Raw genomic sequence first — 21,215 nt, forward strand, 5'->3', positions numbered from 1 at the left:
CCGACGGCGGCCCACCGTCAAGGAGGGCCGCCGTCGGCGTATCTCTCAGGCCAGGTTGTCCTTGTCGATGACCTCGCCGGTGACGATGTCGTCGTTGCGGGGCCGGGCGGTCGGCCCGAAGGTCGACGGCATCGTGGCGGTGACCAGGCGCTTCTGCACGATCGTGGCCAGGATTCGGCGGAAGAACGGTCGGGTGAGCGGCAGCATCAGCACCACGCCAAGGATGTCGGTGACGAATCCCGGGGTGAGCATCATCGCCCCGCCGAGCAGGATGAGAGCACCGTCGGCGATCTCGGTGGACGGCATCTTCCCGGCCGCCAGCGCGTTCTGCAGCGCCGTCCAGGCTCGGGCACCCTCACGGCGCACGATCCAGGCCCCGATGATCGAGTCGGCGACCAGCAGCAGGATCGTCCACCACACGCCGATCAGCTGACCGACCTGGATGATCACGAACAGCTCGGCCAGCGGCATCACCAGGAACAGGAGCACCAGCAGCCAGGAGAGCCTGCGTCGCCGAGCGGTCATCGGCGGCCTCCCCCGAGACGGTCCAGCCCGAAGCGGCGCAGCAGTCGCATCAACTGGTCGCGTCGCTCGGCCAGGCCCCAGCGGGTCACCCGGCGCATCGACTCGGCAGCGACCGCCGAGCTCATCTTCGACTCGCCCCGGACCCGCTCGATGAACTGGATCGGGACCTCCTTGACCGTGAGACCGGCCCGCAGCGTACGCGTCACCATCTCGGTCTGGAAGACATATCCGGTCGACTCGACGCTGCTCAGCTGCAGCTTCTCCAGCGTCGTACGCCGAAAGAGCCGGTAGCCGGCAGTGGCGTCGTGCACGCCGATACCGAGCAGGAGACGGACGTAGAGGTTGCCGCCCACCGACAGCAGCCGTCGCGACAGCGGCCAGTTGACCACCGAGCCGCCGCGGATCCAGCGGGCACCGATCACGAGGTCGGCGGAGGGGATCGCGTCGAGGAGCAGATGGAGCTCCTCGGGCTGATGGGAGCCGTCGGCGTCCATCTCCCCGACGACGTCGTAGGCCTGCTCGATGGCCCATCCGAAGCCGTGGAGGTACGCAGCTCCGAGGCCGGCCTTCTCGGTGCGGTGCAGCACATGGATCTGGTCGTCGTTGTCGGCCAGCTCGTTGGCGATCGTGCCCGTGCCGTCAGGAGAGCCGTCGTCGACGATCAGCACGTCGACGCGCGGTTGCGCCTTGCGTAGCCGTCCGACGATCCAGGCGAGGTTGTCAGCCTCGTTGTAGGTCGGGATGACCATCACCGCCCGGCCGATCTCGGTCCAGGGTGGAAGCTGCTCGTTCGTCACGTAACGCCGGCCTTGTCGAGGGATGGGGTGGAGATCACAGGATATCCGCCCACCGGTCGAACCCAAGATCCCCGCAACCACCTGCCGCCAGCGCTGCGCGCACGGCGAAGCGAGCGCCGGCGACGCAGAGCGCGGGAGGACCAAGACGTTCTTCGGGCCGCTCCGATCCTTGCTGGAGGCAAGGGGACGATCGTTGTCTAAGGGCGCCTTGGCCTTCCCGCGTTGCCCTCGCGGTCATGGACCGCGCCCGCGAAAACGCATCGAAGGCATGCCTGGATCGACACCCCCCGACCCGATTCGTCGAGCGCCGGTCCGCCGACCGCAACTCTGCATGGGCGAACGTTGCCACCATCACCCGCTGGCTCTGCGTAAGTCAACACGATGCTGACCTGCGGAAACAGATGTTTCCGCAGGTCAGCCACAGCCCTCTGGGCGAGAAAAAGCAGGGAATTCTCGGGGAACCTCGGCGTGTCGTATTCGCGTACCCGTTACGGCCTTCAGGGAACGACGACGGTCCCCCGCGCGAAGGTGGCGAGGACCGGCTCCGCCAGCATCTCGGCGGCCCCCGGACTGGCCTCGGTCGCAGCGCCCCGGGCCACGACGTACACGGCGAACTCCATCACCCGGGAGCGGGTCCCGGCCTTGACCAGCTCGCAGCTGATCTCCAGGACGTCGCCGGCACGCACGGGCGCCTTGAACTGCACGTCGTCGTAGGAGGCGAAGAGTCCCTCGTCACCGTCGGTGCGGATGCACATCTCGGTCGCGACGTCGCCGAAGAGCCCCAGGCTGTAGGCGCCGTCGACCAGGTTCCCGGCGTAGTGGGCGTGGGAGTACGGCACGTAGCGGCGGTGGACGACCACTGTTCCGACTTCGGGGCCGATCTGCGGCGACGTCATGCGGCGGGCTCCTTCGCGGTGGTGCGGTGGACGAGATAGGAGGCGACCTCGGCGGGAGTCGTGCCGCGGCCGAAGATGCGGTCGACGCCGAGCTCGGTGGTCATCGCCTCGTCGAAGCGCGGCCCGCCGGCGACCAGCAGCGGCCGCTCCCCCGCCGGATAGGCCTCGCGGAAGGCCGCCGACATCTCCCGGGTGTTGAGCAGGTGCGCGTCGCGCTGGGTGACGACCTGGGAGACGAGCACGGCGTCGGCGCGCCGGGTGACGGCGGCCTCTACGAGGGAGGGCACGGAGACCTGGGCGCCGAGGTTCACGACCTCGATCTCCTTGTAGTACTCCAGGCCCTTCTCCCCCGCGAAGCCCTTGATGTTGAGGATCGCGTCGATCCCCACGGTGTGGGCGTCGGTGCCGATGCAGGCGCCGACGACGACCAGCGGACGCCGCAGCGTCTCCTTGATCACCGCGTTCGCCTCCTTGGGCGTCAGCAGCGGGAAGTCGCGCTCGACGACCTGGACCTTGTCGACGTCGACGAGGTGGTTCACCTGCCCGTAGACGACGAAGAAGGTGAAGTCGTCGCCCATCGGCTTGGAGTGGACGACCATCGCCGGCTCCATGCCCATCTTGTTGGCCAGCTGGAGCGCGGCGCCATCGGCGACCTTGCTGTGCTTGATCGGCAACGTGAAGGAGACCTGCACCATCCCGTCGCCGGTGGTGTCGCCGTAGGGCCTGATCAGGTTTCCTTGGCTCATTCCTCGCCCTCCAGGATCGTTGTGGCCGGGTTGTAGTACGCCTCGGACTTCTCGGCGACGCCCTCGAGGCCCTTGCCCGCGTCGGCGGGGCGCTTCATCAGGCCGAACGTGCCGTCGGCGATCGCGTCGAGAAGCCCGTTGGGCTCGTCGATGATCTTCCCAAGCAGGTCGATCGACTCCCCCAGCACCTCACGCGCCCGGTTGGCGATGAAGCCGTCCGGAGCCGGGTGGAAGTCCTCGCCGAGCCGCCCGGCCGCGTCCATGACGTACCGGACGTTCTGCAGGGCCAGGTCGCGGTCGGAGATCCAGGGCGTCACGACGGCCTCGGTCATCATCCCCACCAGCAGGATCCCCTGGTCGGTCATCGCGCCGGCGAGGTTGAAGAACCCGTCGAGCAGGTAGCCCCTGAAGATGTCGCCGGTCATGTGCCGCGTCGGCGGCATCCACTTCAACGGGGCGTCGGGGAAGATCGACTTCGCCAGCAGCGCGTGCGCGAGCTCGAGACGGAACGAGTCCGGTACGTCGGGATTGATCTCGAACGCGTGGCCCAGCCCCAGCTGCCAGTCCTCGAGCCCCGCCTCCTTGGCGAAGTACTCGTTGAGCAGCTGGGAGGTGGTCACCGTGTGCGCGGCCTCGACCGCGTCGGCGGTGGTGAGGTAGTTGTCCTCGCCGGTGTTGATGATGATCCCCGCCCGTGCGTGGATCTGACGCGAGAGCCGCTGGTCGACGAACGTACGCACCGGGTTGATGTCGCGGAACAGGATCCCGTACATCGAGTCGTTGAGCATCATGTCGAGACGCTCCATGCCGGCCAGCGCCGCGATCTCCGGCATGCACAGCCCGCTCGCGTAGTTGGTCAGCCGGACATAGCGCCCCAGCTCGCGGCTCGTCTCGTCGAGGGCCGCGCGCATCAGCCGGAAGTTCTCCTGCGTCGCGTACGTCCCGGCGAACCCTTCCCGCGTGGCGCCCTCGGGCACGTAGTCGAGGAGCGACTGACCGGTCGAGCGGATCACCGCGATGATGTCGGCACCCTCGCGCGCCGCCGCCTGCGCCTGCGGGATGTCCTCGTAGATGTCGCCGGTCGCGACGATGAGGTAGATCCAGGGCTTGCGAGGGGCGTCACCGATCTCTGCGATCATCCGATCCCGCGCCGTCCTGCTGGTATCGAGCCGGGCGATGCCGACGCCGACCGCCTCGCGGGCATGCTTCGCGGCCAGCTCCGCCTCGGCACCCTCGGGCAGGCGGAAGGTCACCTGGCCGGCGGCGGCCTCCTCGGCAAGTCGCGACAGATCGTTGCCATGAGCCGCCAGCGCCTGCCACACCGGCAGCGCGATCCCGTGCTCCAGACCTACGTCGGCGCGCACCGCGTCGACGAGATGGTTCACCCACGGGGTGCCGTCCGGGTCGGCGCCGGCGAGCCCGGCCAGCCGCAGGGTGGCCCGCTCCACGGCGACCGTGGTGTGCTTCTTGGCCATCTCGACGATCGGGTCGCCGACCTTGGCTGCCAGCGCGCGGGCCTGGGCGATCGTGCGTGGGTCCAGATCGAGTCTCACCGGACACCCTCCTTCTCGAATACGGTCCTGCCGTCGACGACGGTCTGCAGGCAGGCGGTGGTGACGTCGGCGACGTCAGGCGTGGTCAGGTCGGGGAACGTGGTGCGGTCCCAGACCGCGTAGGTCGCCCGCTGGCCGACCGCGAGCGTCCCGGCGTCGTCGATGCCGGCCGCGTACCAGCCTCCGACGGTGTGCGCGGCGAACGCCTCCGCGGGAGTGATGCCCTGGCCGGGGGTGCGGTGGTGCACGGCCGCGTGGACCGCCGCCCACGGGTCCAGCGGGGTGACCGGCGAGTCGGAGCCGAAGGCGACGCGTACGCCGGCGTCGAGCAGGGTCCGGAACGGGTTCATCTGCTGCCAGCGCTCCCCCAGCCTCGCCGCGTACATCCGGCCCGGGCCACCCCACAGCCCGTCGAACATCGGCTGCATGCTCGCGATCACCCCGAGGTGGGCGAAGGTCTCGGTCGCGGCCGGCGAGGGCAGCTCGCAGTGCTCGAGCCGGTGGCGACGGGTCCGCAGGGTCTCGGCGCCCAGCGCCTTCTCGGCGAGCCGGAACGCCTGCGCGATGTTGTCGATCGCCTGGTCGCCGATGCAGTGGAAGCCGGCCTGCAGGCCGCGCCGGGTGCAGCCGATGATGTGCTCGGCCAGCTGCTCGGGGTCGAGATAGGCGTGGCCTCGGTGGCCGGCGAGATCGGCGTAGTCGAAGGTCAGCGCCGCGCTGCGGGATCCCATCGAGCCGTCCGCGCTGAGATCTCCGGCCAGGCCGGAGACGTCGTCGAGGCGGTCCAGATCGCCGAAGCCGAGATGTGCGCCCCAGTAGTAGGTGCCGTGCAGCCCGGACTCGGCGGCCTGCGTCTGCACGGCGACCAGGTCCGACTCGGGGCCGATGTCGGGTCCGGCGTTCTCGTGGAAGGCTCCGATGCCCAGGGCTGCCATCGCCTGCAACGCCGCCCGGGCACCGCGCTCGGCATGCCCGGCCGGGGTGAGGTCGGCCAGCAGCGGAAGCAACGCGCGCAGCGCCTCCCGCTCGACGCGCCCCTCGGCGGTCCAGCCCGGCAGCCCGGTGATCCCGGGAACCTCAGCCATCAGCGCGCTCGAGACCACGGCGGAGTGGCCGTCGATGCGGTTGAGATACACCTTGCGGCCGCCCGAGGCGCGGTCGAGCTCGGTCGCGGTCGGCAGGGTCGGGTCCGGCCAGCGCGTCTCGTCCCAGCCCTGGGCGAGGACCAGGTCGTCGGGGCCCAGGTCGGTGACGTACGCAGCGACCATGTCGAGCACCGCCTCCCGGCTGGGCGCTCCGCCGAGGTCGAGCCCGAGGATCTGCTCTCCGGTCTCGACGACGTGGACATGGCTGTCCACGAAGGCCGGTGTCACCAGCCGTCCGCCGAGGTCGACCACCTCGTCGGGGCTCGTGAAACCGTCCAGATCGGTGCCGGTCCAGACGATCCGGCCGTCCTCGACGGCCATCGCGGTGATCGGCTCGGCCGGGGCCAGGCCCGTGTGAATCTGACCATTGCGCAGGAGGATGCGAGTCACGGCGCCAGTCTGCCCTCGAAGAGAGTTCGTACGCCGCGGTTCGCGCGGAGAAGATCCAGGGCGTACGCCGCGTGGCCGGGGACGTAGCCGTTGCCGACGAGCATCGTCACGTCGGCGGCGAGGCCCTCGGCGCCGAGCGCGGCTGCGGAGAAGGAGGTCGCCATGGAGAAGAAGACGACGGTGCCGCTGTCGGCGGTGGAGAGGATCGCTCCGCCCTCGCAGCCGGGCACGTCCACGCACACCACGGTGACGTCGGCGGGGCCACCGGCCTTGGTGACCGCGTCACGCAGCGCCACCGGGTTGCGGGCGTCGGCGACCACGACCTCGTCGGCCAGACCGGCGTCGCGAAGGCGCTCGGCCTCGGCCTCGGTCGGCACGATGCCGATCAGGTGGCCAGCGCCCGCGTCACGGGCCGCGGCCAGCGACAGCGACCCGGACTTGCCGCCGCCACCGATCACGGCGACGACCCCGCCGGTGTATCTCTCCGAGACGACCCGGCGGGTGAGCGCCGGCGCGCCGCACACGTCCATCACCGAGAGCGCGAGCTCCGGGGCGAGATCGTCGGGGAGGACAGCCGCGATCGAACGGCCGAAGAGGATGGCGTAGCCGTCGCACGGCACCTGCTCGTCCTCGCCGGCCCATCGCTCGAGCCCGTCCTCGATGACCAGCGGCGTCAGCGTCAAGGAGACCAGGGTGGCGACACGGTCGCCGACCGAGAGGCCGAGCGGCGACTCGGGGCCGACCTCCTCGACCACGCCGACGAGCATTCCGCCCGACCCGGTCACCGGGTTCTGCATCTTGCCGCGGTCGGCGACGATGTCGAGCACCTCGCGGCGTACGGCCTCTCCATCGCCGTCGTGCGCTGCCTCCAGCTGACGGAACGAGGCGGCGTCCAGGTTGAGTCGCTCCACCCGGATCCGCACCTCGTCGGGCCACAAGGTCTTTCGGGTGTCGAGTCGGCGGGCCGCCTGCGGGAGCGGCAACGAGCCGGCCACCGGCTCGTCGAGCACTCGGTGCAGGCCTGTCGGGTCGGAAGTGGTCATCGTCGTACGCCTCCTTGCGTGCATCTCACGGCGGACCATACCAGCGGTTGATGGAAGAATTGCGGCTGATGCTTGCATTGGCCGGAGGATCTCCCGCTATGGTGGAAAGCATGACGGCAACCATCGAGCCCAAGACCCGAGACGGACAGCCATACGCCTACCAGCGCGTAGAGCTGGTCGAACCCGACTGGACCCGGTTCCCAGGCTGGGCCGACATCACCGAGGAGCAGTGGCGTGACGTGCAGTGGCAGCGCGTCAACTGCATCAAGAACGTGCGCCAGCTCCGCGCGCTGATGGGTGATCTCCTCGACGAGCGGTTCTACGCCGACCTCGAGCGCGACATGGCCGAGCGGGCGACGATGTCGATGCTGGTGCCTCCGCAGATGGTCAACACGATGGTTCCCTCGGGCGCGTCGGCAGGCGAAGAGTTCACCGCAGCGTTCTACGCCGACCCGCTCCGGCACTACATGATCCCGGTCTTCTCCGACCGCCGCACCGACTGGCCGTCCCACCCGCAGGCGAGCCGCGACTCGTTGCACGAGCACGACATGTGGGTCGCCGAGGGGCTGACCCACCGCTACCCGACCAAGGTGCTCGCCGAGCTGCTCTCGACCTGCCCGCAGTACTGCGGTCACTGCACCCGGATGGACCTGGTCGGCAACTCGACCCCGGTCATCGACAAGCTCAAGCTCACCGGCAAACCGGTCGACCGCCACGAGGCGATGCTCGAATACCTCCGCAACACACCGCAGGTACGCGACGTGGTCGTCTCGGGCGGCGACGTCGCCAACCTGCCTTGGCCGCGCCTGGAGGACTTCCTCACCAAGCTGATGGCCATCGACAACATCCGCGACATCCGGCTGGCCACCAAGGGCCTGATCGGTCTCCCCCAGCACTGGCTCCAGGAGCCGCTGCTGGAGGGGATGAACCGGGTGACCACCATCGCCCGCGAGCGCGGCGTATCGCTGGCGATCCACACCCACGCCAACCACGCCAACTCGGTCACTCCCCTGGTCGCCGAGGCGTCCAAGGCGCTGCTGGCCGCGGGGGTCCGCGACGTACGCAACCAGGGTGTGCTCCTGGCCGGCGTGAACGCCGACAGTCACAGCCTGCTCGACCTGAGCTTCCGCCTGCTCGACGGCGCGCAGATCATGCCCTACTACTTCTACATGTGCGACATGATCCCGTTCAGCGAGCACTGGCGGGTCTCGGTGGCCGACGCCCAGCGGCTGCAGCACGACATCATGGGCTACCTGCCCGGTTTCGCCACTCCCCGCATCGTGTGCGACGTGCCTTTCGTCGGCAAGCGATGGGTCCACCAGATCGCCGACTACGACACCGAGCGCGGGATCTCCTACTGGACCAAGAACTACCGCACCTCGATCGAGGCGAGCGACCCCGAGGCGCTGTCCAGGACCTATGAGTACTACGACCCGATCCACACGCTGCCCGAGTCAGGTCAGGAGTGGTGGCGCACGCACGGGGAGTGAGCGGCCGAGGCGCTCAGTGCTTCAAGGTCGGCCGGTTCTCGTAGTAGGTGTACATCGCGATCGTGGTCCGAGTGCCCACGTTGGCGACCGAACGGATCCGGCCGAGCAGCTCCTCGAGCGCCTCGGGGGTCGCCACCCGCACCTTGAGCATGTAGGACTCCGCGCCGGCGATCGACCAGCAGGCCTCCACCTCGTTGAGGTCGGCGACCCGCTCGGGGCAGTCGTCGGGCTGTGAGGGGTCGAGCGGCGTGACCGCGACGAACGCGGTCAGCGGGACTCCGATCGCGGCGTAGTTGACGGTGGCGCCGTAGCCGGTGATGAGGTCACGCTGCTCGAGCCGCTTGACGCGCTGGTGCACCGCCGAGGTCGACAGACCGGTGGCCTTGCCCAGATCCGTGTAGGACATCCGGCCGTCCTCCGCGAGAAGCTGAAGGATTTTACGGTCGGTGGCCTCTATCTCAGGGGTAGTCACGGCGACAGCGTACCGACAACAGCAATATATCCGCTGAAACGTCCAAAACCGCGATCGATATCGAAAGATTTGCGGCTCGCGGTGGACTGAGTGAGCCTCAGGAGGGCGATTCAGGAGGCCCGTCCCACGCGTCAGCGGATAATGTGCACAGCGTGGCTGAACCTCGAATGCTCCTGCTGGACACCGCGTCGCTCTACTTCCGCGCCTTCTTCGGCGTGCCTGACATCAAGGCGGATGACGGCACTCCGGTCAACGCCGTCCGCGGCCTGCTGGAGTTCATCTCCCGGCTGGTCAACGACTACTCCCCCACCGACCTGGTGTGCTGCTGGGACAACGACTGGCGCCCGCAGTGGCGGGTCGACCTGGTCCCGTCCTACAAGTCCCACCGAGTGGTCGAGGAGGTCGAGACCGCCCCCGACGTGGAAGAGGTCCCCGACCCGCTGCAGGTGCAGGTCCCGATCATCCGCGAGGTGCTCGCCGCGGCCGGGATCTGCGTCATCGGCGCCGACGGCTACGAGGCCGACGACGTGATCGGCACCCTCGCCACCGGCGCGGGGATGCCGGTCGATGTCGTCACGGGCGACCGCGACCTCTTCCAGCTGGTCGACGACGCTGCCGGCGTACGCATCCTCTACCCGACCCGTGGCGTGGGCGATCCCGACCTGGTCGACGAGAAGTGGCTGCTCGCCAAGTACGGGATCAGCGCCGCGCAGTACGCCGACTTCGCCACGATGCGCGGCGACTCCTCTGACGGCCTGCCGGGGGTGAAGGGCGTCGGAGAGAAGACGGCGGCCAAGCTGCTCGAGCAGTTCGGAGACCTGGCGGGGATCATCGCCGCCGTCGCCGACCCGACCACCTCCCTGACCAAGTCCCAGCGTCAGAAGTTCGTCGACGCGGTCGACTATCTGGCGGTCGCACCGAAGGTCGTGGCCGTGGCCCGAGACATCCCCCTGGACCGCAGCCGCACGACACTGCCCAGCACTCCGGCCGACCCGACTCGTCTGCATGAGCTGGCCGCGACGTACAACCTCAGCTCTCCCGTCGCGCGCCTGGAAGCCGCTCTCGCGCGGGTGTGACCGAGGTCGCCACGAAGCAGTTCAGAAAGTTTGTAGAAACGGCATCATCACCTGCGTACGACTCCGTCTCCTTGGCAAGACCACCAAGAAGGAGCGGACGAATGAGCGACATCAAGCACCCGACAGTGCAGCAGGACATCCAGATCTCGTGCCTCGACCCCTGGGGCCGCACGGTCGAGGTGCCGACCACCCTCGGCTACCGCGAGAGCGACCCGTACGCAGTGAGCCTGACCTTCCACTCAGGTGCCGGTGACGTCGAGTGGGTCGTGTCCCGCACCCTGATGCTGCAGGGCCTGGCTGCGCCCGCCGGTGAGGGCGACGTGAAGATCTACCCGAGCATCGACGAGGACGCCAAGGCGGTCGCCGTCTTCGACTTCAGCTCCCCGGACGGCCGGCTCATCGCGACCGCCGACTCCAGCGAGGTGCAGACGTTCCTCGGCAGGTCCTTCTCGGCCGTCCCCGTCGGCGCCGAGAGTCAGCACATGGACCTCGATGCGCTGGTCGCGGACCTGCTCGGCACCTCCTCCGACGTCGAGTAGGCACTCCGCCCGTCTGCTCTTTCGTCTTCGCACCCTCTCGTCCCGACTGTCCGGCACGAGAGGGTTCGTCGTTTTCGCTGGCCGGAAGTGTTCCCTCGCCGTTGCCGTGTCAACTGTGGTAGTGATGTGCGTCACGCGTCTCTCTCGGAGGTCACATTGCTTCCCGCTTTCCTGTCTCGCGAGCGCACGGTCGCCGGTCCCGGCTTCAACCGTTGGCTCATCCCGCCCGCCGCCCTCGCGGTCCACCTCTGCATCGGCCAGGTGTACGCCACCAGCGTCTACAAGACCGCCCTCGTCGAGCACTTCGGCACGAGCCAGACCGCGATCGGACTGATCTTCTCGATCGCGATCGTGATGCTCGGTCTCTCGGCCGCGGTGATGGGCACCTGGGTCGACCGCAACGGACCCCGCGCGGCGATGACCGCAGCCGCGATCTTCTGGGCCTCTGGATTCTTCATCGGCGCCCTCGGTATCGGCACCGGCCAGCTGTGGCTGGTCTACCTCGGCTACGGCGTCGTCGGCGGCATCGGGCTCGGGATCGGCTACATCTCCCCCGTCTCCACCCTGATCAAGTGGTTCCCGGACCGGCCCGGCCTGGCGACAGGGATGGCGATCATGGGCTTCGGTGGTGGCGCCATGATCGCCAGCCCGTTGAGCGGCCGGCTCCTGTCGCTCTACGATCCCTCCTTCACCGGTGACGGCTCCACGGTTCCCGACGGGCATGCGGTGATGATGCTCTTCCTCACCCTGGGCGCCGTCTATCTGGTCTTCATGTCCTTCGGTGCGGCGACGGTCCGAGTCCCGCCGGCGGGATGGACGCCGGCCGGCTGGGACCCGGCGAGCGTCAAGGCGAAGAAGCTGGTCACCACAGCGAGCGTGACGGCGAACAGCGCGATCAGGACCCGTTCGTTCTGGCTGGTGTGGATCGTGCTCTTCTGCAACGTCACAGCCGGCATCGGGATCCTCGAGCAGGCGGCCCCGATGATCCAGGACTTCTTCCGCATCGATGGTGTGTCCGCCGTCAGCGCCGCCGCGGCCGGAGGCTTCGTGGGGCTGCTCTCGATCGCCAACATGGCCGGCCGATTCGTGTGGTCCTCGACCTCCGACGTCATCGGCCGCAAGCCGATCTACATGATGTACCTCGGCGTCGGCCTGGTCCTCTACCTCCTGCTGGCGACCGTCGGCGACGCCTCGATGGCGCTCTTCGTGCTGCTCGCCGCGGTGATCCTGTCCTTCTACGGCGGCGGCTTCGCGACCGTGCCCGCCTACCTTCGCGACCTCTTCGGTACGTTCCAGGTCGGCGCCATCCACGGCCGCCTCCTGACCGCCTGGGCGGCAGCCGGGATCGCCGGACCACTCATCATCAACGCCTTCCTGGACGCGCAGGGTGAGCCGGGCACGCTCACCGCAGAGGCCTATCGCCCCGCGTTGCTGACCATGGTCGGCGTCCTCGCGGTCGGCTTCGTCGCCAACCTCCTGGTCCGCCAGGTCCCCGACAGGTTCCACGAACCGAAGTCCGCCGATCCCATCGAGACCGAGAGGAGCGCGGCATGAACCCCAAGGTCGCAGGCGCCTGGGCCCTGGTCGGGATCCCCCTGGTCTACGGGATCATCGAGACGCTGCGCCGTGCGGCGCAGCTCTTCACCGGCTGAGCTCTGTCGCCGGCCGCTCAGAGGCCGAGCAGGCTCGACTCGTTCGTACGCCACGCCTCCTGCGCCGCCCGGGTCACCGGGCCGTGCGGGAGGGTGCGCGTGCCCCACTCGGTGACAGCCTGCACGTCGCGCAGGCTGGAGGTGAGGAAGACCTCGGTGGCGTACTCCTCCACCTCGGCGAGTGGCTCGTCGGTCTCCTCCGCGCCGAACCACTCCAGCACCAGAGCCCGGGTGATCCCGGCCAACGGACCACTGGAGAGCGTCGGCGTCTTGAGCGCACCGTCGAGCACGTAGAAGACGTTGCTCCCGGTGCCCTCGCACAGGTCGCCGACGGTGTTGGCGAAGATCGCTTCGCTCGCCCCGTGCTTGTGGGCCTCGGCGAGCGCGATGACGTTCTCGGCGTACGACGTCGTCTTCAGGCCGGACGTCGCGCCGTGCTCGTTGCGGCGCCACGGCACGCTGACGACCTTCGTCTCGGTCGGCGTCGGCGTCGCGTCCTCGAGACCGACCACGATCGTCGGTGCCGCCTCTGCGCGTCCCGACCCGAAGGGCGCCGGCCCACCCGTGACGGTGATCCGCAGACGCCCGTACACCGTCGGGCCCGCGCCCAGCACAGCCTCGACACCCTTGGTAATGAGCGTGCGGTCGAACGCGGGCAGGCCGAGGCCGTTCGCGGATCGCTCGAGGCGGTCGAGATGGAGGGCGAGCGCGAACGGCCGGTCCTCGATCACCTTGAGCGTCTCGAAGACGCCGTCGCCGACGACCAGACCATGGTCGCGGACGGAGACCGCAGGAGCGGCCGGGTTGTCGAGAAGGTGACCATCGATCCACGCGCGCATGCAGCAACTCTAAATCGTCCCTGATCAGAGGCAGGAAAACGCGCCGGTGCGACCTTCGAGATGTCGAGCGAATGACACCGAGGTGACCCCCGATTTGTCGCCGCCACGTGGCTCCGTTAATGTTCTTCTCGTCGCCAAGGGCACGGGAAACCGGGTCCGAAGCAGCAAGCGGACGTAGCTCAGTTGGTAGAGCGCAACCTTGCCAAGGTTGAGGTCGCGAGTTCGAGCCTCGTCGTCCGCTCGGAGTAGGTCTCCACCGGAGGCATTGCCTCCAGCGGTGGGTTGGCCGAGAGGCGAGGCAACGGACTGCAAATCCGTGTACACGGGTTCAAATCCCGTACCCACCTCGAAGCACCACCCTGATGTAAACTGCAGGACACAAACTGAATAACCACGGACGATTGGCGCAGCGGTAGCGCGCTTCCTTGACACGGAAGAGGTCACTGGTTCAAACCCAGTATCGTCCACCACCGAAACCGGCCCCTGAACTGCGGAAACGCGGATCAGGGGCCGGTTCGATTCTGCGGACCCGAATGGCAGTCGACGCAGTTGCCCTGCAAAACGAGTGGTGAGTCGACTGGCGCCGCTGATGTACTGCTGTGCGACCCTGAGTCTGCAGCGTGACGGAGGTAGTAGTAGTCGTGACGGGTTACAACGCGCTCGCCGAGGTGTACGAATGGCTCATCTCGGATGCAAAGCTGGCTCCGGCCGAGTTCGCTGCGTCGTTCGATGACGTCCTCAGTCTTCTGTCGCCGAACGCTCATGTGCTCGACTGTTCGTGCGGAACCGACAGTTGGCGGTTGGCCTCGCTGGTCGCGGCATTCGGGTTGTCGCAACCGACGCCAGCGAAGCGATGGTTCGTCGGACTGCGGAATTGTCTGAGGAGTTCAGGGCGCCTGTGCGGACAGTGCGGGCGGACTGACAAGAGCTGCCTGACCATTTCGATGACGACACCTTCGACATGGTGTTCTGCGTTGGCAACTCGCTGCACCACGCTGTGGGCGCGAGCGGCAGGCTTGCTGCTCTGGGGTCGATGTCCCGGCTTCTACGCCCTGGCGGGCGCTTGGTACTCACCTCCCGCACCTGGGAACTCGTGAGGGCCAGAGGATCCCGCCTGGACATCAGTGACCGACTCGTCCGCCGGAACGGCCGCGATGCTGTCGTGATCTACCGCTGGGAGATCGCGACGAACTGGGAGGACGAGCACCACATCGAGATCGCGATCGCGCAAGTGGATACGGATGGGTCGGTCCTTGCCCGCTCGGAGCTGCTGTCGTGCTGGCCCTACCGATACGACGAACTCGAAGCCGAGTTGCACCAGGTCGGACTCCGGACGGAAACGAGCACGTTCAACCCTGAGGCCGAGAACTACATCGTGGTGGCACGCAAGGCATAGACAACGGACTCCGAGCACACCTAGGACTGCCGTCGAGCAGGCAGGGATTCAGGCGTCTTGCGTAGCTTGTCGTCTGTACGGCCAGCAGGCACATGTCTTCCCGACTACCTCGACCCCGATCTGCCACACGCCGCCATAGGGGAGCATAGTTTCGGCATGAGCGCCGACCTCTTGGACGAGATGCCCACTGAATCGCGACAGTGGCTCGTCGAGCAACTCTGCACCGAGCTCGACATCGACGCAGGTACCGCCGAGGACCTCATCCGATCCGCCGAACCACTATGGAATGCGATGGAGCGGGCCGGCGGTCTGGTCGATTCCTGGGGCGGAGGCGAGTTCTGCGCGCTACTACCGAGGGTGCTGGCGTTCGTTCGAGGTTCAGACTGAAACCGATCTGCACCCTCCGTGAGAGTCCGCTATCCTTTCCGGCGATGAGCACGCTATCCACGAAGGGACATGCCGCGTAGGCGTCCCGCTCAAGTGCGCGACCAACTGCGGCGCGCCAGGCATATGTACGGGGGCTATAGCCCGCGCCCACACTCGAGTCTCACCGGCCCTCTCAGGGCAGCGATCCGCCGTCAAGAGCGCTGGGCTGGCGAGACTGACGATCTCCTTCGCAATTGGGAACGTCTCGCCGCGCGGCGAGAGTATTGGTACTACCTCAACGAGGGATGCGGCATCCCAGAATGTTGTGGCCCAACGGCTTGGGACCGTGAGGACCTGGAGAGCATCGCTCGTCGCCTTCCGCCAAAACCAGCCAAAGAGTTCCGTGACGCCCTTCGGAAGTTCGATGAGTGCATCCTCGCCTACCGAATCGGTGAGCACGACTGGCACGACGGCTGGTGGTGGCGAGATGCATGACGGCACGGGTCCAAACATGTTGGCACCGTCATGCGAACCTGCCAGAGAATGGCGTAGTGATCGAACTCGGCCCAGGACCCAGGCACCGCTTCTACGATGCCGTCGCCCGCTGGCGCGACGACTCCAGCGATCACAACGTCGTCATCGATACTGCCGTCCAGGCCCTGGGCGACGAGCTCGGTCTGCAAGGAGGATCCGTGCAATCGGGATGCCGCTGGTCGCGTACACCATGGCCCGCAGTCGCTGCGACGGCAGTTCGCCACAGGCCTCGCCGCGCAGCCCTGCTGCGCTGACGGTGGCCGCACCAGGCTCGACCGGGGTTCAGTCGATCAGACCGGCTTCGCGCGCCATCCGGACCGCGTGGACACGGTTGTTGGCGTTGAGCTTGCGGGTGGCGCTCTTGAGGTAGGACTTCACCGTGCTCTCCACGATCCCGAGGGCCTCGGCCGCCTCCCGGTTGCTGTTCCCGAGCGCCACCTGGCGCAGGACGTCTACCTCACGGGCGGCCAGGCGTACGGCCGGAGCGAGCCGGGCCGGCGCCTCCCCCGGTGCGGCGGTGAGTCGTCGGACCATCGCCTCGAGGCGGCTGCGGACTTCGGGGTCGATCACCTGGCCGGCGAGGTCGGTGAGCTCGGCCGCCATCTCCCGGCGTTCGGCTAGGTCGTGTTTCGCGGCCTTCTCGGCCGGGGTTCGTACCGGCGCCGGTGCGGTCGCCAGCCGGGAGAGCCGGTTGCGGACCTCGTCGTCGATCAGGATCTCGCGCTCGAGGGTGCGGATCAGCGGACGCAGCGAGTCGAACCAGACGCCGCCGAGGCCGAGCCGCGAGCGGGAGGCGAGGTAGATGAGCATCCGCGGGGCCCGGTCGATCATGATCGGCAGGGCGGCGACGGTCTGGATCTGCTCCTGAGCGACGGCGGTGTCGTAGAGGTGGGTGATCCCGCGAGCGGTGTAGTAATGGTCGACGGAGCCGGGTTGCCGAGTCTGCAGGGTCTTCCCGCCCAGGCCCTCCCCGTTGACGACCCGCAGACCGCGCAGCGAGGCGCCCTTCGCGCCGTATGTCGCGGTGATGTCGATGGCCGTGCCGTCGCCGCGCACCGGACCACCGAAGGCGAGGTCCAGCCCCGACGCGGTCCGGAAGGAGGCCAGCGTCTGGGCGATCCGGGACCCGTCGTATGGCGCCTCTGGGGCGATGGCGGTGGTGCTCATGGCGTTGAGCGTAAGTGACGACCATCACAAGCAACAAGGGCCCACCCCCTCTTTCGAGGGCACTCTTCGGGGGGTATCGGTCAGGTGGTGACAGTCCCACACTCGGTTCACCAATCCGAGTAGGAGGCACGATCATGGCCCAAATCGCGGCTAACCGAGCCGAGGTCGACGGGCGCACCATGCGCCGCGTCGCGACGGCGTCACTGACCGGCACCACCATCGAGTTCTACGACTTCCTCATCTATGGGCTCGCGGCAGCCCTGGTCTTCAATGCCGTCTTCTTTCCATCGATGGGCGGCCCCGAGGGCACCCTGGCCTCGATCGCGACCTTCGGCGTCGCGTTCGTCTTCCGACCGTTGGGGGCGATCCTCTTCGGCCACTACGGCGACCGGATCGGTCGCAAGGCCACGCTGATCACCACCCTGATGATCATGGGTATCTCGACCTTCGCGATCGGCCTGCTCCCGAGCGTGGAGTCGATCGGCAAGGGAGCCGTGGTGATCCTCGTTCTGTTGCGTGCGCTGCAGGGCATCGCGCTCGGCGGCGAGTGGGCGGGCGCCGCACTCCTCACCACCGAGTACGCCGCCCGCGGCCAGCGCGGGCGCTACAGCATGTTCCCGCAGCTCGGTCCCAGCCTGGGCCTGATCCTCGCCGCCACCGCCATGCTCACCACCTTCCGCCTGATGGAGCCCGCCGCCTTCGCGGCCTGGGGCTGGCGGATCCCGTTCCTGGCCAGCGCCGTCCTCATCGCGGTCGGCCTCTGGGTCCGGCTGAAGATCGCCGAGACTCCGTCGTTCAAGAAGGTCCAGTCGGCAGGCACCCGCAGCACGCTGCCGTTCGTCGGCTGCATGCGTGACCAGTGGCGGCAGGTGCTGCTCAGTGGCGGAATCATGGCGGTCGTCTTCGGCGCCTTCTACACCGGCGCCAGCTTCATGGTCGCGCACGCGGTCGGCACCCTCGGCCTGAGCATGAGCCAGGCCCTGCTCGGCGTCATCGTCGCGGCATTCGCCATGAGCGTGACGGTCATCGCGTCCGCGTGGCTCTCCGACGTGCTCGGCCGCCGTGTGGTCCTGCTCATCGGCGCCGGCTTCGGCCTCGTCGCCGGCCCGCTGTCCTTCGCCATCATGGAGGCGGGCAGCTTCGCGAGCTTCGCTCTCGGCAACAGCCTGATGCTGTGCGTGCTTGGTCTCAACTATGGTCCGATCGCGGCGTTCCTGCCCGAGATGTTCCAGGCGAAGTACCGCTACACGGGAGCCGGTCTGGGCTACAACATCGCGGGAATCCTCGGCGGCGCCGTCCCGCTGGTCATCGCCGAGGACCTGCTGGCCAGGTGGGGCACCAACGGCATCGCGTACTTCCTCAGCGCCTTGGCTGTGCTGAGCATCGGCTGCCTGCTGGTCGCCAAGGAGACGAGCGGCGTGGAGCTCGACGCGGAGCCGGCACTCGCCTGATCCGGCACCCGCTCACCCTCTTTAGGGGGTGTGGCTGCCGCCCCGGTCTCGGTCATGCTCGCGGCATGACCGAGACCTCTTCCATCACCGCATCGTCGGCCCGTGGCGACATCGACGTTCCGCTGCTCGAGGAGACGATCGGAGCGAACTTCGAGCGCACCGTCGCCTGCCACGGAGACCGTGAGGCGCTCGTCGAGATCGCCACCGGGCGACGCTGGACCTACGCCGAGCTGGACGCCGACGTCGACGCCCTCGCGGTCGGCCTCCGCAAGGCCGGCATCGGCAAGGGCGACCGCGTCGGGATCTGGGCTCCGAACTGCGCCGAGTGGACGATGGTCCAGTTCGCCACGGCCAAGATCGGGGCGATCCTGGTCAACATCAACCCCGCCTACCGCACGCACGAGCTCGCCTACGCGCTCAACCAGTCCGGGGTGCGGCTGCTGATCAGCGCGACGGCGTTCAAGACCAGCGACTACGTCTCGCTCGTCGGTGAGGTGGAGGGCGACTGCGGCGCACTGGAGCAGACGATCTTCCTGGGTACGCCGCAGTGGGATGCGCTGCTGGCTGCCGGCCGTGGCGAGCGGCTGGCCGACCACGTCGACTACGCGCTCGACCCCAACGACGCGATCAACATCCAGTACACGTCGGGGACCACGGGCTTCCCGAAGGGCGCGACGCTGTCGCACCGCAACATCTTGAACAACGGCTTCTTCGTCACCGAGGCGATCCACTTCACCGAGCAGGACCGGCTCTGCATCCCGGTGCCCTTCTACCACTGCTTCGGCATGGTGATGGCGAACCTCGGCTGCACGACCCACGGCGCGACGATGGTGATCCCGGGCCCCGGCTTCGACCCGGCCACGACGCTGCAGACCGTGCAGGACGAGAGGTGCACGGCGCTGTACGGGGTGCCGACGATGTTCATCGCGATGCAGGACGATCCTGGCTTCGCGACCTACGACCTGTCCACGCTGCGTACGGGGATCATGGCCGGCGCGCTGTGCCCGGTCGAGGTCATGAAACGGTGCGTCAGCGAGATGCACATGAGCGAGGTCGCGATCGCGTACGGCATGACCGAGACCTCCCCCGTCTCCTGCCAGACCCGCACCGACGACGACCTCGAGCGGCGCACCGAGACCATCGGCCGGGCCGCCCCGCACGTCGAGATCAAGATCGTCGACCCGGTCACCGGCGAGGTGGTCCCCCGCGGTGCGGCGGGCGAGTTCTGCACCCGCGGCTACTCGGTGATGCTCGGCTACTGGGACGATGAGACGAAGACCGCCGACGCGATCGACACCGACGGCTGGATGCACACCGGCGACCTGGCGGTCATGCGCGAGGACGGCTACTGCGTGGTCGTGGGCCGGATCAAGGACATGGTCATCCGTGGCGGGGAGAACATCTACCCCCGCGAGATCGAGGAGTTCCTCTTCACCCACCCCGACATCGCCGAGGCCCAGGTCGTGGGCGTCCCCGACGAGAAGTACGGCGAGGAGCTCTGCGCCTGGATCCGGATGCGGCCCGGCGCCGAGCCGCTGGATGCCGAGGCCGTCCGTGCCTTCGCCAGCGGCAAGCTCGCCCACTACAAGACACCGCGCTACGTGCTGGTCGTCGAGGAGTTCCCGATGACGGTGACCGGCAAGGTCCGCAAGATCGACATGCGCGAGCAGAGCGTCGCCCTGCTCGGCCTCTGATGAGCTACTGGCACAGGACCGGCCCGCGCACCTTCACTCCGACCGAGCACGTCGGCGGCGCCTGGGACCTCAAGACTCAGCACATCGCCACTCTGCTCGGCGTGCTCGCGCACGAGATCGAACGCGACCGGGACAACCGCCGCGACGACGGCCTGCGGATCAGCCGGCTCAGCTACGACATCCTCGGAACCATCCCGCTCGAGCCGGTCGACGTAGAGGTCACCGTGCTTCGTGGCGGCCGCACGATCGAGCTCGTCGAGGCCCGAGCCAGCCACGCCGGCCGGCCTGTCGTGCTCCTCCGCGCCTGGCTGACCGCCGACTACCCGACTGCTGACCTCGAGGGCACCCACCACGTCACGATGCCCGCACCGGACCAGGTGCCGGCCTGGGACATGACGGCGGTGTGGGGCGGGGGCTTCATCGCCTCGGTCGAGGTGCGTCGTCGTGACCTCGGCCCGGGTCGGGCGCAAGCCTGGGTGCGTACGCCTCACCGCCTGGTCGCAGACGAGGGAGTGAGCCGGCTGGCGCAGGTCGCAGGACTGCTCGACATCACCAACGGTGTAGCCGTCCGGGTCGCCCCGGAGGACGTCAGCTTCCCCAACCTCGACCTGACCGCGCACCTGTTCCGTACGCCGGGCACGGGCTGGTTGGGGCTCGACACGACCGTCTCGTTCGGCCAGGCGGGCGCCGGCGTGACCACGTCCGTGCTCCACGACGAGCACGGTGCCTTCGGCATCAGTACGCAGTGCCTGACCGTTCGCCCCTGACGGCTTCTCGAATCGCGCCCGAAGGTGACTCGGTGAAGTGCCAGTACGCCGCAATGACGGCCGCCGCAGCGACCGAACCGAGCCACCCGAGTGTCAGGTCGCCGATCGTGTCGCGGTAGGCCCACTGGAGCTCAGAGGACGTGGTGACGAACGAGAAGTACTCGAACACCTCCCAGGCCAGCGCAATCGTCATCCCGACTGCTACCGCGCGCTCGAGCACCTGTCCGAAGGTGCCGCGGTGAAGGGTGAGCAGGACCGCAGCTGCGCTGAGCTGACCGGTGGCGAAGAAGTGGCTGGCGTCGTCGAACCACACGATGGCGTCGTAGAGGTCCAGGCGGTTGCCGAGGATGTCGTTGAAACAGACCAACGTGATGAGCAGGTCCGCGGTCCAGGGATACGCCCCCTGATGGCGACGCGCCAGCCAGACGAGAGGGATCGCGAACGCGAGCAGTGGATAGGTGACTGCCCTGGCGATCGGAGCCTTTCCCTCCAGATTGCCCCACGTCGGATCGAGTCCGACACGGACGATGGACAGCAGGAGCAGCACTTTGGCGGCGACATCCAGCAGCACGACCACTTCGCTCGTCGTCCAGCTGGACCGTCGGCGGCCGAGCGCTTCGTTCGTCACATCTCGATGGTTTCGCCACAGCGATGGCGACAGCAAGGTCACTGGTCCC

Annotated in this window: 20 protein-coding genes, 3 tRNA genes and 1 pseudogene; 13 read left to right on the plus strand and 11 right to left on the minus strand. The window is 68.0% G+C overall.

Going from position 1 to position 21,215, the window contains the following annotated elements; genetic code table 11:
• Positions 1-45 precede the first annotated feature (45 nt).
• From ABZZ22_RS10980 to ABZZ22_RS11010, 7 genes are all read right to left on the minus strand, one after another.
• A complete protein-coding gene (locus tag ABZZ22_RS10980) occupies positions 46-525 on the minus strand; it encodes an FxsA family protein (protein WP_354930625.1) in 480 nt (159 codons plus the stop codon).
• Positions 522-1,322, minus strand: a complete 801-nt coding sequence (locus ABZZ22_RS10985; RefSeq protein ID WP_354930628.1) for a polyprenol monophosphomannose synthase — start codon at positions 1,320-1,322, stop codon at positions 522-524. The genes ABZZ22_RS10980 and ABZZ22_RS10985 overlap by 4 nt, the downstream gene beginning before the upstream one ends.
• A 497-nt stretch (positions 1,323-1,819) precedes the next feature.
• Positions 1,820-2,218, minus strand: a complete 399-nt coding sequence (locus ABZZ22_RS10990; protein ID WP_354930631.1) for a hotdog domain-containing protein — start codon at positions 2,216-2,218, stop codon at positions 1,820-1,822.
• Entirely contained in the window at positions 2,215-2,964 is a 750-nt protein-coding gene (locus ABZZ22_RS10995; RefSeq protein WP_354930634.1) for an OAM dimerization domain-containing protein, read from the minus strand. Before ABZZ22_RS10995 ends, ABZZ22_RS10990 begins: the two co-directional genes overlap by 4 nt.
• Positions 2,961-4,517, minus strand: coding sequence for a lysine 5,6-aminomutase subunit alpha (locus ABZZ22_RS11000; protein ID WP_354930637.1), 1,557 nt, complete (start codon positions 4,515-4,517; stop codon positions 2,961-2,963). Before ABZZ22_RS11000 ends, ABZZ22_RS10995 begins: the two co-directional genes overlap by 4 nt.
• Positions 4,514-6,052 carry an amidohydrolase gene (locus ABZZ22_RS11005; protein WP_354930640.1) on the minus strand — a complete coding sequence of 513 codons (1,539 nt, stop codon included), beginning with the start codon at positions 6,050-6,052 and terminating at the stop codon, positions 4,514-4,516. The genes ABZZ22_RS11000 and ABZZ22_RS11005 overlap by 4 nt, the downstream gene beginning before the upstream one ends.
• Complete coding sequence (locus ABZZ22_RS11010; protein ID WP_354930643.1) at positions 6,049-7,095, minus strand: L-erythro-3,5-diaminohexanoate dehydrogenase; 1,047 nt, start codon at positions 7,093-7,095, stop codon at positions 6,049-6,051. Before ABZZ22_RS11010 ends, ABZZ22_RS11005 begins: the two co-directional genes overlap by 4 nt.
• Positions 7,096-7,205: 110 nt before the next feature.
• Between ABZZ22_RS11010 and ABZZ22_RS11015 the strand changes: the two genes are divergently transcribed.
• Positions 7,206-8,585, plus strand: a complete 1,380-nt coding sequence (locus ABZZ22_RS11015) for a lysine 2,3-aminomutase (protein ID WP_354930646.1) — start codon at positions 7,206-7,208, stop codon at positions 8,583-8,585.
• A gap of 13 nt (positions 8,586-8,598) precedes the next feature.
• Here ABZZ22_RS11015 and ABZZ22_RS11020 read toward each other — a convergent pair whose 3' ends face one another.
• Entirely contained in the window at positions 8,599-9,042 is a 444-nt protein-coding gene (locus tag ABZZ22_RS11020; RefSeq protein ID WP_179661418.1) for an Lrp/AsnC family transcriptional regulator, read from the minus strand.
• Positions 9,043-9,224: 182 nt separating this feature from the next.
• Here ABZZ22_RS11020 and ABZZ22_RS11025 point away from each other — a divergent pair, with 182 nt between their 5' ends.
• The 3 genes from ABZZ22_RS11025 to ABZZ22_RS11035 all read left to right on the plus strand — a co-directional run bounded on the left by ABZZ22_RS11025 (position 9,225) and on the right by ABZZ22_RS11035 (position 12,226).
• On the plus strand, positions 9,225-10,133 hold the full coding sequence (locus tag ABZZ22_RS11025; RefSeq protein ID WP_354930835.1) for a 5'-3' exonuclease: 909 nt from the start codon (positions 9,225-9,227) through the stop codon (positions 10,131-10,133).
• A 101-nt stretch (positions 10,134-10,234) separates the two neighbouring features.
• Positions 10,235-10,672 (plus strand): SsgA family sporulation/cell division regulator, encoded by a 438-nt coding sequence (locus ABZZ22_RS11030; RefSeq protein ID WP_354930649.1) that lies wholly within the window; start codon positions 10,235-10,237, stop codon positions 10,670-10,672.
• 156 nt (positions 10,673-10,828) lie between these two features.
• Positions 10,829-12,226: an OFA family MFS transporter gene (locus ABZZ22_RS11035; RefSeq protein ID WP_354930652.1), complete on the plus strand. Its 1,398-nt coding sequence runs from the start codon at positions 10,829-10,831 to the stop codon at positions 12,224-12,226.
• A gap of 115 nt (positions 12,227-12,341) precedes the next feature.
• On the opposite strand, the gene ABZZ22_RS11040 is transcribed toward ABZZ22_RS11035, so the two are convergent.
• Positions 12,342-13,163: an aminotransferase class IV gene (locus ABZZ22_RS11040; RefSeq protein WP_354930655.1), complete on the minus strand. Its 822-nt coding sequence runs from the start codon at positions 13,161-13,163 to the stop codon at positions 12,342-12,344.
• A gap of 168 nt (positions 13,164-13,331) precedes the next feature.
• Here ABZZ22_RS11040 and ABZZ22_RS11045 point away from each other — a divergent pair.
• The 6 genes and pseudogenes from ABZZ22_RS11045 (at position 13,332) to ABZZ22_RS11070 (ending at position 14,946) form a co-directional block, all read left to right on the plus strand.
• Positions 13,332-13,404, plus strand: a tRNA-Gly gene (locus tag ABZZ22_RS11045).
• Positions 13,405-13,439: 35 nt separating this feature from the next.
• Positions 13,440-13,510, plus strand: a tRNA-Cys gene (locus ABZZ22_RS11050).
• Positions 13,511-13,558: 48 nt separating this feature from the next.
• A tRNA-Val gene (locus ABZZ22_RS11055) sits at positions 13,559-13,633 on the plus strand.
• A 491-nt stretch (positions 13,634-14,124) separates the two neighbouring features.
• A pseudogene (locus tag ABZZ22_RS11060) lies at positions 14,125-14,178 on the plus strand (hypothetical protein); the annotation flags it as partial.
• A gap of 147 nt (positions 14,179-14,325) precedes the next feature.
• Positions 14,326-14,559: a hypothetical protein gene (locus ABZZ22_RS11065; protein WP_354930838.1), complete on the plus strand. Its 234-nt coding sequence runs from the start codon at positions 14,326-14,328 to the stop codon at positions 14,557-14,559.
• A 156-nt stretch (positions 14,560-14,715) separates the two neighbouring features.
• Positions 14,716-14,946: a hypothetical protein gene (locus ABZZ22_RS11070; RefSeq protein ID WP_354930658.1), complete on the plus strand. Its 231-nt coding sequence runs from the start codon at positions 14,716-14,718 to the stop codon at positions 14,944-14,946.
• Between the two features lie 795 nt (positions 14,947-15,741).
• Here ABZZ22_RS11070 and ABZZ22_RS11075 read toward each other — a convergent pair.
• The gene (locus ABZZ22_RS11075) at positions 15,742-16,626 is read right to left on the minus strand and encodes a helix-turn-helix transcriptional regulator (protein WP_354930661.1); all 885 of its coding nucleotides are present in this window, start codon (positions 16,624-16,626) and stop codon (positions 15,742-15,744) included.
• 134 nt (positions 16,627-16,760) lie between these two features.
• On the opposite strand from ABZZ22_RS11075, the gene ABZZ22_RS11080 reads away from it, so the two are divergent.
• From ABZZ22_RS11080 to ABZZ22_RS11090, 3 genes are all read left to right on the plus strand, one after another.
• Complete coding sequence (locus tag ABZZ22_RS11080) at positions 16,761-18,077, plus strand: MFS transporter (protein WP_354930664.1); 1,317 nt, start codon at positions 16,761-16,763, stop codon at positions 18,075-18,077.
• A gap of 65 nt (positions 18,078-18,142) precedes the next feature.
• A complete protein-coding gene (locus tag ABZZ22_RS11085; RefSeq protein WP_354930667.1) occupies positions 18,143-19,771 on the plus strand; it encodes an AMP-binding protein in 1,629 nt (542 codons plus the stop codon).
• A complete protein-coding gene (locus tag ABZZ22_RS11090; RefSeq protein WP_354930670.1) occupies positions 19,771-20,538 on the plus strand; it encodes a thioesterase family protein in 768 nt (255 codons plus the stop codon). Before ABZZ22_RS11085 ends, ABZZ22_RS11090 begins: the two co-directional genes overlap by 1 nt.
• On the opposite strand, the gene ABZZ22_RS11095 is transcribed toward ABZZ22_RS11090, so the two are convergent.
• On the minus strand, positions 20,507-21,166 hold the full coding sequence (locus tag ABZZ22_RS11095; RefSeq protein WP_354930673.1) for a hypothetical protein: 660 nt from the start codon (positions 21,164-21,166) through the stop codon (positions 20,507-20,509). The genes ABZZ22_RS11090 and ABZZ22_RS11095 overlap by 32 nt on opposite strands.
• Positions 21,167-21,215: the final 49 nt, after the last annotated feature.

Origin of the sequence: Nocardioides sp. NPDC006273, from assembly GCF_040613495.1 — a bacterium.
Taxonomy (GTDB): domain Bacteria; phylum Actinomycetota; class Actinomycetes; order Propionibacteriales; family Nocardioidaceae; genus Nocardioides.

What these genes read in the sequence shown, in the direction of transcription:
- ABZZ22_RS11075 (WP_354930661.1), bottom strand. Translation starts at nt 16,626, where the DNA reads ATGAGCACCACCGCCATCGCCCCAGAGGCGCCATACGACGGGTCCCGG.
- ABZZ22_RS11070 (WP_354930658.1), top strand. Translation starts at nt 14,716, where the DNA reads ATGAGCGCCGACCTCTTGGACGAGATGCCCACTGAATCGCGACAGTGG.
- ABZZ22_RS11085 (WP_354930667.1), top strand. Translation starts at nt 18,143, where the DNA reads ATGACCGAGACCTCTTCCATCACCGCATCGTCGGCCCGTGGCGACATC.
- ABZZ22_RS10995 (WP_354930634.1), bottom strand. Translation starts at nt 2,964, where the DNA reads ATGAGCCAAGGAAACCTGATCAGGCCCTACGGCGACACCACCGGCGAC.
- ABZZ22_RS11015 (WP_354930646.1), top strand. Translation starts at nt 7,206, where the DNA reads ATGACGGCAACCATCGAGCCCAAGACCCGAGACGGACAGCCATACGCC.
- ABZZ22_RS11040 (WP_354930655.1), bottom strand. Translation starts at nt 13,163, where the DNA reads ATGCGCGCGTGGATCGATGGTCACCTTCTCGACAACCCGGCCGCTCCT.
- ABZZ22_RS11080 (WP_354930664.1), top strand. Translation starts at nt 16,761, where the DNA reads ATGGCCCAAATCGCGGCTAACCGAGCCGAGGTCGACGGGCGCACCATG.
- ABZZ22_RS11025 (WP_354930835.1), top strand. Translation starts at nt 9,225, where the DNA reads ATGCTCCTGCTGGACACCGCGTCGCTCTACTTCCGCGCCTTCTTCGGC.
- ABZZ22_RS10990 (WP_354930631.1), bottom strand. Translation starts at nt 2,218, where the DNA reads ATGACGTCGCCGCAGATCGGCCCCGAAGTCGGAACAGTGGTCGTCCAC.
- ABZZ22_RS11010 (WP_354930643.1), bottom strand. Translation starts at nt 7,095, where the DNA reads ATGACCACTTCCGACCCGACAGGCCTGCACCGAGTGCTCGACGAGCCG.
- ABZZ22_RS10980 (WP_354930625.1), bottom strand. Translation starts at nt 525, where the DNA reads ATGACCGCTCGGCGACGCAGGCTCTCCTGGCTGCTGGTGCTCCTGTTC.
- ABZZ22_RS11090 (WP_354930670.1), top strand. Translation starts at nt 19,771, where the DNA reads ATGAGCTACTGGCACAGGACCGGCCCGCGCACCTTCACTCCGACCGAG.
- ABZZ22_RS11030 (WP_354930649.1), top strand. Translation starts at nt 10,235, where the DNA reads ATGAGCGACATCAAGCACCCGACAGTGCAGCAGGACATCCAGATCTCG.